Genomic DNA, 12,189 nt, shown 5'->3' with positions numbered 1-12,189 from the left:
AGAGGAAAAGAATTTTCGTGTTATCAACGTGTAGAAAAAGATTTGGAAATCGCAGTGTTCTTTGCCGATCCTTATTCTTCCTGGCAACGTGGGAGTAACGAAAATGCAAATGGTCTATTACGTGAGTTTTACCCGAAAAAAACAGATTTGAGCCTTGTTTCACAAGAACAATTAAATCGAGCACTACTTCTTATAAATCAAAGACCAAGAAAATGTTTAGGTTGGAAAACTGCCCACGAAGCGTTTCAGGAGGAACTGTCGCACTTAGATTGACAAACCGTCATATAAAAAGTAACGAGAAATGATATAATCTTCTCGTTACTTTTTCTTTTGCTATTCTTCTACCGGTGCAAAGTGTTCAGTATCTTCACCGCATACTGGACACACCCAATCTTCTGGTAAATCTTCAAAACATGTTCCTGGTTCTATATCTTCATCCGGATCTCCAACTTCCGGATCATAAATATAGCCGCATGGTAAACAAATATATTTCTTCATTATAATGCCCTCTTTCTATTATTATATTAAGATTTTAGTTTCTCTTTTACCTTGCTCATTATTTCACTTATATTCGTATTTTCCATATCAATCTCTTCTAATGATACTTGCTTTTCAATAGCTGACTTGTAAGGGATGGACGCCGCAACTCCTTCTAATGAGATGACGCCTACTATTTTATTATCCTTGATAAATAACCTCGTATACTTCTCTTTACCATCTTCTTCAACGATAGTTATATCACATTGTTTTTCATCAACGAATCCAATTGAGAATAAAGATACATCGAATGCATTAAAAATAGTAGTTGGAATTGCTTCCTTATAAATTGCAGGATTAGAAACCATATTACTTCCTGCAATTTTCCCTTGATCCATTGCTTGTCCCCATAGTCCGCCAATTTCACCGTTTACTTCTGCTACATCCCCAGCAGCATATACAGATTCCACATTCGTTTCCATCTTCTCATTGACAACAATACCTCTATTTACATGAATAGGAGTATTATTTACTAAAGAAATGTTAGGAGTGACCCCAATTGAATACACAACACTATCACAATCTATTCGTTGTTCACCATTCACTTTCATTCCAGTTACTACTTCTTCTCCAAGAATAGAATCAATCGTCGTATTTACATATACTTTTACTCCGGCACTTTCAATTTTTTCTTTTAATAAAAGAGACATTTTTTCATCTAATTGTCTTCCCATTAGTGCAGGAGCAACTTCTACAATGGATACTTGTTTACCAGCTTTCATCATAGACCAAGCTGTTTCTAATCCTTGTACGCCTCCGCCAATGTTTACAACATGCTTTTTATCTTCTAAACATGCTTTAAAGTTATCTGCTTCCTGCATGTCTCTAATCGTAAAGATATTTTTTTTATTTATGCCATCTACTGGTAGCCTTCTATTATTTGCACCCGTGCAAATTAATAATTTGTAATAAGAAATTTTTTCATGATTTGATGTAACAATATTTTGCTGCTCTGTATCAATTTTTACTACCTTTGTATTTGTGAAAACTGATATATTATTATTTTGGTACCATTTTTCTTTTTTGATTAAAACTTTTTCACTGTGTAAATCTGAATATAGCTCTTTTGATAGTTTAATTCTGTTATAGGGTAAAGATGGTTCTTCACCCAAAATGAATATCTTTGAATCCTTGTCATGATCTCTAATTGTCTTTGCGGCATTTACAGCGGCTACTCCACTTCCGATAATTACAAAATTCTTTTCCATATTTTCACCTACGTTTTTCTATTAAATAGAGCTTAGTAATAAATCCGTAACAAATGTTGTTGCATGTTTAATTCGTTTTGTTTTCTCTTCATCCTTTGGAGAGAATCTTACACGAATAGGGAATTCAACATGAGTCATACCTGTAGACTTAATAACATTTGATGTACTTTGTACATTCATGTTTGTTTCATTTAGGTAATCTTGTACGACCTCAATTGCTTCACCACTCCAGCCGTATGATCCGAATGCAGCTGCAATTTTCCCTTCTAAGTTCATCCCCTTCATTTCTATTAAAATTTCTTCTAAGTTTCCAATCATATCTGCGTATTTCGTTGAAGATCCGATGAAGACTGCATCTGCGTATTGAATACTTTCTAGAATTTTCGCTTTATCTGATTTGTCAGCATTAAATACTGTTACTTCAATGTTTTCTGCTTCAAATGTTTCTTTTATAATATTTGCTATTTTCTTTGTGTTATTTTTAATTGTCGTATAGACGATTGTTACTTTTTTACCTTGCGTTGTATCCTTACTCATTTCTGCATATAAATCGATATATTTTTGGACATCTTGACGTAAAATGTATCCATGAGATGGAGCGATCATTTGTACATCTAAATCTTCTAATGCTTCTATTAACGTTCTAACGTATCTTCTATGCGGATGAATAATTGCATTATAGTAGCCAATAAAATCTTCTGTAATATCTACATTCGCTTCATCGCTAAAAATTTCATTATTCGCTACGTGCGTACTAAAGATATCACATGGGAATAAAATTTTATCCTCTATGCAATACGTAATCATCGTTTCTTCTGTATGAAGATATGGCGTTTCTTTAAATTTCAATGTTTTTCCACCGATATCTAATGTGTCACCATCTTTTACAACTAAGAAATTTCTATGATGCAATTTATACATTTCTTGTAACTCAGGTACTGCAATTTCTGTGCATACGATTGTAGCATTTGTAGCTCTTGATGCTAATGCTGCCAAACCACCTGAATGATCAGGTTCTGTATGGTTTACTACAATATATTGAATGTCTTGTGGATCAATGAATTCACTTAAATATTCTACAAATTCTCTTCCAAACTCTATGTCAACTGTATCAATCACTGTCGGTTTTTCAGTTTTTAGAAGATACGCATTATAAGTCGTTCCTTTTGCTAAGATTAAACGATGAAACGGAACTTCCCTATCATCAATTTTCCCTACCCAATATATATCTTCAGTTAGCTTAATTTCTCTATTCATATTTTTTAATTCCTCCTGATTGCTATCTCTTAACAACAAATTTATTATAAAAATTTCCCTAAGATAAAAAGAGGACTTGAATCACATTTTGTAAAAACAAATAAAAAATACTTTAGTAAATGAAAATTTTTCTTTACTAAAGTATTTTTTATGACATATTTATTTTTTAGCTACAAGAACGAAAGCTGGCCCATTCGGTGAATACGCCTCTTTTTTAAAATTACCGAAAGTTTCTACAGTACGAAAACCACATTCTTTTAACATCGGCAGTAGTTGTTTTTTTGTAATAGGATATAACGGGATACTATTTGATAGTTCTTTATCATCCACATTCAATGTTGCAGTAAATAATACTTTTTCTCCTTCTAGCGTATAATTACGCTTAAACGAGAAACGTTTCTTCTCCAGTACCGGAAATTCGAAATTATTTTCAGCTAATACTTTTTCATAATTTACAATTTGAATCATTAGTTTTCCGTTTGCTTTTAATTTTTCATAAGATCCACAAATAAAATTAAAGATTTCTTTCGAATTATCCAAATGAACAAGTGTATTTCCAATACAATAAATACCATCAAATACTCCAGGCACATTTTCAATTTGTTGCATTCCAAATGTATTTACACTAAATACCCCTTCATAAACTGCAGCTTTCTCCCGAATTTTTGCAGCCACCGTCTTCTCTGGTTCCATCGCAGTAACAGCAAACCCCTTTTCAACTAACGCTTGGGCTACATTGCCTGTTCCTGCGCCCACATCCAGTATAGAGCTACCTTTTTGTAAATAAGAGACTATAAAATTTATTTGTTGCTCATTTGCAGGAAAAATTTCATCATAATATGGCGTTAACGTTTGATAGAAAGTCATTATTTGTACAGTCCTTTCAGGATATATATATATCCATTTTAATTTTTCGACATATAAGTCATTGCCGTGCAAAATACAACATGACTCCTACTTACTTTCTCCTTTTGTTTTAAACATGGCATGTGGTAGGAAAAGACCCTGACCGTTTCTATGCATGGCCAGTCCCTCTCGCCCATTTAAAAAAATGCTTTTCTGTCGGTTTTTGATAAAGTAACTAAGTAGTTACAAATATTACTAAACACTCACAAACTTACTGTAATAATTATTACAGTAATGCTCTGGCTAACAATACTACTGAAACAAAAAAGTAAATAGAATTTACACTCTCTAAAATACCCACTTGTAGAATCGAAATATTTCTACCATAAAGGAATATAGATCGTATCAAACTTGGTATAAAGACAATGGTAAACCACGGTATTGCAATGAAAGTCGCAATCACAAGTAAAGAATGATACCCCCATGAAACAAAGCGATACGTTGGATTCTTTTTCTCACGAATCATCGTCTTCACATAAAACGTACTTCCCATAAAATATAAAAATGATATAGTTGCAACAATCCATATCTTCTCATCAACTGTTTTCATTGTGAAATAATAACTAATGATTCCCCCTATACAAAACAAAAGAATCGCACACATGTCATTTAGTAAAGCTCGTTCGTTTTTTTGGCGAGAAAAGTAAATATTTACGAAAAAACATGGGAGCATAATAATGGAAAAGAACACAATACGCCATTCATATATAAGAGCAATGATTGCACACACACAAGCCACACCAAAATAAAGAAAGAATGAATGTAAATAATACTTCTTTCGTGGTTGTTTTACGTACATTAATAAAGGATACGTAGCTAAGTACACAAACAACCATGCCACAAAGAGCGGTATGTGATACCATGCCCCTTTACCAATTAAAACACCCAATACAAATGGAATAAGCAGCATTCCCCATGCCCCGTGCTGCTTTGGAATAATTAACTTCATTCTTCCAACACCCTTATCCAAAGTTTTTTATCAACAATGTCATTTTTATACGTTTTGTTTCTGTTTTCGTAATGCTTTTGGAATGTATACACAGAAAGGTTCACTTCCCATGTAATCTCCAGTCATAGCAAAAGCTCTAGAACGAGATCCTCCGCAAACATATCGGAACTCACAAACACCGCATTTCCCTTTATACTTGTCCGGGTTACGCAAGTCTTGGAAGATGGGAGAGTTTCGATAAATATCAGCTAGTGGTGTTATTCGAACATTCCCGGCTTTAATAGGTAATAACCCACTTGGATACACATCTCCAATATGAGAGATAAATACAAAACCATTTCCATCATTTACCCCTTTTGGAGCACGCCCAAGTCCATCAATCTGCCCTGTCATTCCATTCATCAATACATCCTGATATTGAATAGCCTGATCTGCTTTTTTACTCTCTCGCATTTTTTGTTGAATCACAACACGTCTGTAGTGCTGAGCAGCCGTTGTTTTAATATCAAAAGAAACCTTTTTACTTAATTGATATAGCCACTGGAATACTCTTTCATGCTCAGCTGGTGAAATCATATCTGTTTCCTTACCGCGCCCAGTTGGAACTAAGAAAAATACACTCCAAAGCACACACTCTAATTCCTCTACTAATTTCGCCATATCTTCAAGTACATTCACATTATAATTAGAAATAACCGTATTAATTTGAATAGGAATTTTCAATTCATGCAAATACCGAATCGCATTCATTGTTAATTCAAATGACCCCTCTGTCCCCCTAAAATGATCGTGTATTTCAGCTGTTGGTCCATCTAAACTAAATGCCCATCTTGCAAGCCCTACTTCTTTTGCTTTTTGGATGGTTTCTTTCGTAACGTTTGGAGTAGCACTTGGTGTCATAGAGACTCGAACACCTTTTTTTATCGCATAATCCGCAATATCATATACATCTGGACGCATTAACGGATCACCGCCGGTAAAAACAAGCATTGGATTATCCATTTCATATATATCATCAATTAGTTTTTTACCTTCTTCAAATGTTAGCTCCAGAGGATGACGATGATACTGAGCTTCCGCACGACAATGAAGACATTTTAATTGGCATGCTCTCGTTAACTCCCATATCACAATAAATGGATTTTTGTTAAAATCACGATTAATCAAGATTAAACCCTCCTATCGATTTATATCCTCATTGTAAAGTGATATAAGAACTCATGTTGTGAGATATATCACGAGTGAAACTTTAATCAGCGCTTTCCAATCAAGCTTTTACGTGTGATTTTCCTCACTTCTTATTCATTATCTCTATGTTACATTGTTCTTGAGAATTAATATCATTTATTTCCGAGGTGAGAGTGATGACAAAGATAATTGATTTTAGTCAAACCGTTTGTGATTTGGCTAACAAATACCCTGAAATCATCCCTATCTTAAAAGAATTAGGCTTTGAACAAATAACCAAACCAGGTATGCTCAACACGGCCGGCCGTGTGATGACTATTCCAAATGGCTGCCGTATGAAGGGAATTTCGTTCGATGTCGTTAAAAAAACTTTTGAAAATAATGGATTTAACATTAAAGAATAGAGGAGAATTCTTATGAGCGAAATAATTAACAACCGTGAACAAGAAAGTATAAATAAATTTGAAAGACAGGCTATCTTAAAGGAAATTATTAAAAATCTTCATAATGGAAAAAGTGTGGAAGAAGTGAAGGCTCAATTTGAAGAAGCAGTCGGGAATATTACTGTCGCGGAAATTTCAAAACTTGAACAGGCACTCATGGAAGAAGAAGGAATTCCAGTGGAAGAAGTACAACGTTTATGCTCGGTGCATACAGCTATTTTTAAAGGTTCCATTGAAGAAATCCATCGATCCGATAAACCCGAAGATCAAGCTGGGCATCCAATTCATACATTTAAGCTTGAAAACAAAAAAATTGATAAGCTTGTTAACTTCAAACTTCAACTTCACTACGAACGTTTCGAGAAAGAAGATAGTGAAGAAAACGTTTATAAACTAATCGAAGATTTAAATCTGTTGTTGGATATAGATAAACATTACAGCCGTAAAGAAAATCTACTTTTTCCCTATTTAGAGAAATACGGAATTTACGGCCCGACACAAGTAATGTGGGGAATCGATGATGTCATTCGTAACGCCATTAAAGATGTGAAACAATCATTAACAAATTATAACGGAGATAAAAAGACGGTCTTAGACGGCATTTACTTTGTCATCCGTGAGGTAACTGAAATGATTTTTAAAGAGGAAAACATTTTGTTTCCAATGGCTCTTCAAACTCTTACGGAAGATGAATGGGTTAAAATCGCTCATGAAAGTGATGAAATTGGCTATTGCTTAACAGGTCCTGCGAGTGTATGGAAACCTGAAAGAAAAGCGGTGCAAGACCAGGCTATGTCTGAAGGATTCATTCGTTTAGAAACAGGTATACTATCTTTACAACAACTAGAGTTGATGTTGAACCACTTACCTGTAGATATTACGTACATTGATCAAGATGATGTTGTACGCTACTTCTCTCATGGAAAAGAGCGAATCTTTGCTCGCACAAAAGCGATAATCGGCAGAACGGTTCAAAACTGCCATCCTCCGAAAAGCGTTCATGTCGTTGAAAAACTCTTGGAAGACTTTAAATCTGGAAGCAAAGATTGTGAAGATTTCTGGATTAAGTTCAAAGATAAATATGTATACATTCGCTATTTCGCTATACGGAGTGAAGATGGGGAATACATGGGCACCCTTGAATTCACACAAAATATCAATCCAATTCAAGAAATCCAAGGAGAAAAACGCATTCTCTCATAAAGTGAAACTCTTATTAGCCCTCACCAATCGAACTTTTATGGACTCCCCCACTTAACATTTTTACTTTTACTGAATGTTAAGGTGGGGGTTTTACTTAGTTTAGAATCCGCATGAGGCCTCATGTACTTAGAACTTCTATTTTTAGTTAATCAACTGACCGCTTCTACACATAGCCAAATCCTTTCGCCCCAGGTTTTTAATTTATCTTTATACTCTAAGAGCTAAATGTTGCATTACATCTTAATATAGTCATAAAATTAATCAGTAGTCGAAGATAGATAAAGAGCGGGTAAACTGAAGAAAAAAGAGAAAGCTAAAAAAATTAGAAACGGAAAATGGAGAGATGAATTAAATGTTCAAGATCATCAAACATTTAAAACCATTTGTTGCTTCCATCATTGCAGTTATATGTCTTTTAACTGTGCAGGCAGTATGTGACCTATCACTGCCAGACTACATGTCTAACATTGTCAATGTAGGGATTCAACAAAAAGGTGTCGAAAACGCAGTACCTGAGGTTATTCGTAAAAGTGAGATGGATAAACTTACGCTCTTTATGAATGACAAAGAGAAGAAAACAGTAACTGACAACTATGTACTGTTAGATAAGAACAATCTTTCTAAAAGTGAACTGAAAAATGACGTAAAAGATTATCCAAAGCTTGATAAAGAACCTCTTTATAAGCTACATACAACGGATAAACATACAATCAGTGAACTGAACGATATCTTTGGGAAACCGATGTTAATTACACAAGGAATTGAAAAAGGCGGCAATGATAGTAAAACAGAGATGAAGCTTCCGCCAAATACCGATCCTTTCGCAGTCATTGCGAAACTGCCGCAAGAGCAAATCAATGCGATGAAAGAAAAGGCAGACGAAAAGTTTAAAAAGATGCCAGGCAGCATGATAACGCAGGCGGCCGTTTCATTCATTGAGAATGAATATAAAACAATTGGTATCGATACAGGTAAACTTCAATCCAGTTATATTCTTACTTCTGGCGGGAAAATGCTGCTTTTATCATTAGTAAGTATGGCAGCTACCGTTATCGTAAGTTTACTAGCGGCAAAAGTATCTGCTGGACTCGGCAGAGATCTTCGAAAGAAAGTATTTCGGAAGGTTACAAGCTTCTCAAATGCGGAGTTTGATAAGTTTTCCACTGCTTCTTTAATCACAAGAAGCACAAATGATATTCAACAAGTGCAAACATTGATGGTCATGATGCTTCGAATCGTCTTCTATGCACCGATTTTAGGCATAGGCGGCATGATTAAAGTGCTGAATACAGACCTTTCCATGGGCTGGATTATCGGCGTTGCAGTAGTCGCAATTTTAAGCTTAGTCATCGGCTTATTTAGCGTTGCCATCCCTAAATTTAAAATGATCCAAAAGTTAGTTGATAACATTAACTTAATTACACGCGAATCGTTAACAGGTATGCTTGTCATTCGCGCGTTTAACAATCAAAAGCATGAAGAAAAGAAATTTGAAAAAGGAAATCAAGATTTAACAAAAACAAATTTATTTGTCAGCCGTTTAATGTCATTTATGATGCCGATGATGATGTTGATCATGAATGCTGTTACGTTACTGATTATTTGGGTTGGATCGCACCAAGTAAACATGGGAAATATGCAAGTCGGTGATATGATGGCGTTTATGCAATATACCATGCAAATCATCATGGCCTTCTTAATGATTTCCATGGTTTCGATTATGGTTCCACGTGCTTCTGTATCCGCGCAGCGCATTGCAGAAGTGCTAGATACTGACGTTTCCATTCGCGATGCAGAAGAAACAAAAACATTCGCATCAGACAAGAACGGTTACGTTGAATTTAAAGATGTTAGCTTTAAATATCCAGGTGCAGAAGAAGATGTGCTTTCTCATATCACCTTTACCGCAAAACCTGGTGAAACAACGGCTTTCATTGGAAGTACAGGCAGCGGGAAATCAACATTAATCAACTTGATTCCGCGCTTTTACGATGTAACAAGTGGCCAAATCTTAATTGATGGCACTGATGTTAGAGAAGTATCTCAGAAAGAATTACGAGAGAAAATCGGTTATGTACCGCAAAAAGGAGTTCTCTTCTCAGGTACAATTGAAAGTAATCTGAAATACGGCAAGAAAGAAGCAAGTGAAGAAGAATTAGTAAAAGCGTCAGAAATTGCGCAAGCGATGGAGTTTATTAACGCGAAACCAGAAACCTTCCGTACAGAAATATCACAAGGTGGTACGAACGTTTCCGGTGGTCAAAAACAACGACTTTCGATCGCGCGTGCTCTTACGAAACAATCGGAAATCTTCATTTTTGATGATAGCTTCTCAGCTCTTGACTTTAAGACAGACGCCCTGCTTCGCAGAGCTTTAAACAACGAACTTGCAGGAAGTACGATTTTACTTGTTGCTCAAAGAATTAGTACGATTATGAATGCTGATAAGATCATTGTACTGGACGAAGGAGAAATCGTCGGAACTGGTACTCATGAAGAGCTTATGGAGAACTGTGAAGTTTATAAGCAAATTGCTTTATCACAACTTTCAAGAGAGGAGTTGTCATCATGAGCGATAAAAAAATAGAACATAAAAAACAAGGTAGCCCTGGTCCTGGCGGCGGTGGTCATATGGGCGGCGGCATGCGAAAGATTGAGAAAGCAAAGAACTTCAAAGAAACGATGAATAAGTTACTTCAATACTTGAAGCCCTATAAATTATCAATCTTAGTCGTCATCCTTTTCGCAATTGGTAGCGCAGCCTTTACAATCGTCGGTCCAAAAATTTTAGGAAAAGCCACAACAAAACTTTTCGAAGGACTCGTAAGCAAAGTAACAGGAGCACCAGGTGCGGCAATTGACTTTACTTATATCGGAAACATTGTCTTGTTACTCCTTGGATTATATATACTGAGCGCTGCATTTGGCATTATTCAAGGATACATTATTTCCGGTGTAGCTCAAAAAGTATCTTATAACTTCAGAAAAGAAATTGATGAAAAAATTAACCGGATGCCGCTGAAATACTTTGATAAAACGACGCACGGAGAAGTATTATCTCGCATTACAAATGACGTAGATACAGTGAGCCAAACGTTAAATCAAAGTATGTCGCAAATTATTACATCCGTGATTACAATCATCGGTGTACTCATCATGATGTTATCAATTAGCTGGCAAATGACATTAGTCGCGCTCTTAATCTTGCCAGTATCAATGATGCTCATCATGGCAGTCGTAAAACGATCACAAAAATACTTCAAATCCCAGCAGGAATATTTAGGACACGTAAACGGGCAAGTTGAAGAAATTTACAGTGGTCACAATATCGTCAAAGCCTTTAACACAGAAGAAGAAGAAGTAAAAAAATTCGAAGAGGTAAACGATACCCTTTACCACTCGGCATGGAAGTCGCAATTTTTATCAGGAATGATGATGCCGATTATGATGTTTATCGGTAACATCGGTTACGTAGCCGTATCGATTTTAGGTGGATGGCTTGCGGCAAAGAGAACAATTGCAGTTGGTGATATTTTAGCATTTGTGCAATATGTAAGAAGCTTTACACAACCAATCGCACAAGTAGCGCAAATCGCGAACGTACTCCAATCGACAGCTGCTGCTGCCGAAAGAGTCTTCGAATTTTTAGAAGAAGAAGAGGAAACGCCAGAATCAGAAAATCCAGTGCAGCTACAAAAAGTAAACGGAGAAGTTACCTTCAAAGATGTTGAATTTGGCTACAATCCAGATAAAACGATCATCAACAACTTCTCAGCTGCTATCAAACCTGGTCAAAAAGTCGCAATCGTCGGTCCAACCGGTGCAGGTAAAACAACGATCGTAAAACTATTAATGCGTTTCTACGACGTAAACAGCGGTGCCATCTGCATAGACGGTCACGACATCAAAGACTTCACCCGCGAAGAATTGCGAAACATGTTCGGAATGGTACTACAGGACACCTGGCTATTTAACGGATCCATCATGGAAAACATCCGTTACGGCAGACTAGACGCAACCGACGAAGAAGTCATCGAAGCAGCGAAAGCCGCACACGTACACAGCTTCGTCAAAACATTACCAAACAAATATCAAATGGAACTAAACGAAGAAGCAAGCAACGTATCCCAAGGACAAAAGCAATTACTCACAATTGCCCGCGCCCTCCTAGCGGATCCGAAAATCTTAATACTCGACGAAGCAACAAGCTCCATCGACACGCGTACAGAAGTACTCATCCAAAAAGCAATGGAAAACCTGATGAAAGGCCGAACAAGCTTCATCATCGCTCATAGATTATCAACAATTCGTGATGCCGATCTAATCCTTGTCATGAAAGACGGGGATATTGTTGAACAGGGTAATCATGAAGAATTGTTGAAAGCTGATGGGTTTTATGCTTCACTTTATAATAGTCAGTTTGAGAGTGCGGATGCTTCTTGATATTGATGGGACACTCCTCTTTTTTAGAGGGGTGTTTTGTTTTTGGTATGGTATT

Annotated in this window: 11 protein-coding genes; 5 read left to right on the top strand and 6 right to left on the bottom strand. The window is 36.1% G+C overall.

What is annotated here, in order from left to right; translation table 11 throughout:
• On the top strand, positions 1 to 273 hold a 273-nt coding region (locus tag H280_RS0118535; RefSeq protein ID WP_020062627.1), incomplete at its 5' end, for an IS30 family transposase.
• Between the two features lie 60 nt (positions 274 to 333).
• Here the strand turns inward: H280_RS0118535 and rd are convergent.
• The 6 genes from rd to H280_RS0118505 form a co-directional block, all read right to left on the bottom strand.
• The gene (rd, locus tag H280_RS0118530) at positions 334 to 498 is read right to left on the bottom strand and encodes a rubredoxin (protein ID WP_020062626.1); all 165 of its coding nucleotides are present in this window, start codon (positions 496 to 498) and stop codon (positions 334 to 336) included.
• Between the two features lie 26 nt (positions 499 to 524).
• Positions 525 to 1,745: an NAD(P)/FAD-dependent oxidoreductase gene (locus H280_RS0118525; protein ID WP_020062625.1), complete on the bottom strand. Its 1,221-nt coding sequence runs from the start codon at positions 1,743 to 1,745 to the stop codon at positions 525 to 527.
• A 21-nt stretch (positions 1,746 to 1,766) separates the two neighbouring features.
• A complete protein-coding gene (locus tag H280_RS0118520; protein WP_020062624.1) occupies positions 1,767 to 3,002 on the bottom strand; it encodes an FprA family A-type flavoprotein in 1,236 nt (411 codons plus the stop codon).
• Between the two features lie 159 nt (positions 3,003 to 3,161).
• On the bottom strand, positions 3,162 to 3,869 hold the full coding sequence (locus H280_RS0118515) for a class I SAM-dependent methyltransferase (protein WP_028411302.1): 708 nt from the start codon (positions 3,867 to 3,869) through the stop codon (positions 3,162 to 3,164).
• A 265-nt stretch (positions 3,870 to 4,134) separates the two neighbouring features.
• The gene (locus tag H280_RS0118510; protein ID WP_020062622.1) at positions 4,135 to 4,857 is read right to left on the bottom strand and encodes a YwiC-like family protein; all 723 of its coding nucleotides are present in this window, start codon (positions 4,855 to 4,857) and stop codon (positions 4,135 to 4,137) included.
• Positions 4,858 to 4,902: 45 nt separating this feature from the next.
• Positions 4,903 to 6,024 carry a TIGR04053 family radical SAM/SPASM domain-containing protein gene (locus H280_RS0118505; protein WP_020062621.1) on the bottom strand — a complete coding sequence of 374 codons (1,122 nt, stop codon included), beginning with the start codon at positions 6,022 to 6,024 and terminating at the stop codon, positions 4,903 to 4,905.
• A 197-nt stretch (positions 6,025 to 6,221) separates the two neighbouring features.
• Here H280_RS0118505 and H280_RS0118500 point away from each other — a divergent pair, with 197 nt between their 5' ends.
• From H280_RS0118500 to H280_RS0118485, 4 genes are all read left to right on the top strand, one after another.
• A complete protein-coding gene (locus H280_RS0118500; protein WP_020062620.1) occupies positions 6,222 to 6,449 on the top strand; it encodes a DUF1858 domain-containing protein in 228 nt (75 codons plus the stop codon).
• A 12-nt stretch (positions 6,450 to 6,461) separates the two neighbouring features.
• Positions 6,462 to 7,691 (top strand): DUF438 domain-containing protein, encoded by a 1,230-nt coding sequence (locus H280_RS0118495; protein ID WP_020062619.1) that lies wholly within the window; start codon positions 6,462 to 6,464, stop codon positions 7,689 to 7,691.
• Between the two features lie 352 nt (positions 7,692 to 8,043).
• Positions 8,044 to 10,263 (top strand): ABC transporter ATP-binding protein, encoded by a 2,220-nt coding sequence (locus H280_RS0118490; RefSeq protein WP_020062618.1) that lies wholly within the window; start codon positions 8,044 to 8,046, stop codon positions 10,261 to 10,263.
• Positions 10,260 to 12,134 carry an ABC transporter ATP-binding protein gene (locus H280_RS0118485; protein ID WP_020062617.1) on the top strand — a complete coding sequence of 625 codons (1,875 nt, stop codon included), beginning with the start codon at positions 10,260 to 10,262 and terminating at the stop codon, positions 12,132 to 12,134. Before H280_RS0118490 ends, H280_RS0118485 begins: the two co-directional genes overlap by 4 nt.
• Positions 12,135 to 12,189 lie beyond the last annotated feature (55 nt).

It is taken from the genome of Bacillus sp. 123MFChir2 (assembly GCF_000383235.1).
Lineage (GTDB): Bacteria > Bacillota > Bacilli > Bacillales > Bacillaceae_G > Bacillus_A.
The sequence above is the reverse complement of the archived record's forward strand: the minus strand, read 5'-3'. Positions and strand labels throughout refer to the sequence as shown.

Excerpts from the sequence above, each read along its gene's own strand:
- rd (WP_020062626.1), bottom strand. The coding sequence starts at position 498 with ATGAAGAAATATATTTGTTTACCATGCGGCTATATTTATGATCCGGAA.
- H280_RS0118525 (WP_020062625.1), bottom strand. The coding sequence starts at position 1,745 with ATGGAAAAGAATTTTGTAATTATCGGAAGTGGAGTAGCCGCTGTAAAT.
- H280_RS0118520 (WP_020062624.1), bottom strand. The coding sequence starts at position 3,002 with ATGAATAGAGAAATTAAGCTAACTGAAGATATATATTGGGTAGGGAAA.
- H280_RS0118515 (WP_028411302.1), bottom strand. The coding sequence starts at position 3,869 with ATGACTTTCTATCAAACGTTAACGCCATATTATGATGAAATTTTTCCT.
- H280_RS0118510 (WP_020062622.1), bottom strand. The coding sequence starts at position 4,857 with ATGAAGTTAATTATTCCAAAGCAGCACGGGGCATGGGGAATGCTGCTT.
- H280_RS0118500 (WP_020062620.1), top strand. The coding sequence starts at position 6,222 with ATGACAAAGATAATTGATTTTAGTCAAACCGTTTGTGATTTGGCTAAC.
- H280_RS0118495 (WP_020062619.1), top strand. The coding sequence starts at position 6,462 with ATGAGCGAAATAATTAACAACCGTGAACAAGAAAGTATAAATAAATTT.
- H280_RS0118490 (WP_020062618.1), top strand. The coding sequence starts at position 8,044 with ATGTTCAAGATCATCAAACATTTAAAACCATTTGTTGCTTCCATCATT.
- H280_RS0118485 (WP_020062617.1), top strand. The coding sequence starts at position 10,260 with ATGAGCGATAAAAAAATAGAACATAAAAAACAAGGTAGCCCTGGTCCT.